Genomic DNA, 1284 nt, shown 5'->3' with positions numbered 1-1284 from the left:
GCCCAGGTGTCGTAGCCCTGTACCGACTCCTCATCCAGCGCCTCCAGGCGCTGGATGAGGAGTCGGTACAGGGCTACGACACCTGGGCAGGCTTCCTGCAGCGGCGCATGGCGCCGGCGATGCGAACCTGCCGCTCGGTGGAGGAGCGCCAGGCGAACCTCTCGCGAAAACTCACCCGCGCCACCACGTTGCTGCGCACCTGGGTCGATGTCGACGTCGAGAAGCAGAACCGCGACCTGCTGGCCTCGATGAACAATCGCGCCAGGCTGCAGTTGCGCCTGCAGCAGACGGTCGAAGGTCTCTCCGTCGCTGCCGTCTCTTATTATGTCGTCGGCCTCATCGGCTATGTCGCCAAAGGCGCGTCGAGCTTCGGCCATGCCTTCCCGCCGGAAGTCGTCACCGCGGCTTCGGTGCCGGTCGCCATCCTGCTCGTCTGGTGGGGCGTGCGCCGCGTGCGCAGGATGCACTCCGAGCCGGCCAAGCATCCGGGCGAGTAAACTTCCCCTCGACCGGGAGATTTCCCGAAGACAACAGGGGGCCGCGGCGCGAGAAGCTCCAGGATCTTCCTCGACGCCAGACGAGCCGGCGGTTACGTGAGGCGAACCCCTGACCGCTTCGCGGCCATCTCCCCTCGAGGGTCCCTCAAGCGGGCAGAAGCCAGCGGCAGATTGCCGCTGCGAAAGCTCGGCCGTCGTTCGCCATCCGATTTCGACCAAAGCAGCGTTTGCAAGGAATGCTCCCGGCTGGTAAAAGATTTTGACCAGTCGAGTGGAGGAGGCTTCGATGTCCGGCCTTGCCATGCCCAAGCCAGATGCCGGGACGCTGCGCAAGCGCGCCGAGATCGTCGCCGACATGCGCATCATCGTGCCGGGCGAGGGCGTTGTCGACACGGCCACCGAGATGCGCGCCTTCGAGAGCGACGGCCTGACCGCCTACCGCCAACTGCCGCTCGTCGTCGTGCTGCCCGAGACGGTGGCGCAGGTCTCCCGCGTGCTGAAATATTGCAACGAGCGCAACATCCGCGTCGTGCCGCGCGGTTCCGGCACGTCGCTGTCGGGCGGCGCGCTGCCGCTCGAAGATGCCGTGCTTCTGGTGATGAGCCGCTTCAACCGCATCCTCGCGATCGACTATCCGAACCGTGTCGTCGTCGCCCAGCCGGGCGTCACCAATCTCGGCATCACCACCGCCGTCGAGCAGGAGGGCTTTTACTATGCCCCCGATCCATCCTCCCAGATCGCCTGCTCGATCGGCGGCAATGTCGCGGAGAATTCCGGCGGCGTGCAC

Annotated in this window: 2 protein-coding genes; both read left to right on the top strand. The window is 66.1% G+C overall.

Annotation, left to right across the window (positions count from 1 at the left end):
- The coding region (locus EOA60_RS33460) for a DUF3422 family protein (protein WP_128312646.1) at positions 1-497 on the top strand (497 nt) is incomplete at its 5' end.
- Between the two features lie 286 nt (positions 498-783).
- Positions 784-1284 (top strand): FAD-binding protein (locus tag EOA60_RS33455; RefSeq protein ID WP_128312645.1); only part of this gene is annotated, 501 nt, incomplete at its 3' end.

This window comes from Mesorhizobium sp. M1A.F.Ca.IN.020.06.1.1 (assembly GCF_004023265.1).
In the GTDB taxonomy this organism is placed as follows: Bacteria; Pseudomonadota; Alphaproteobacteria; order Rhizobiales; family Rhizobiaceae; genus Mesorhizobium.
The sequence above is the reverse complement of the archived record's forward strand: the minus strand, read 5'-3'. Positions and strand labels throughout refer to the sequence as shown.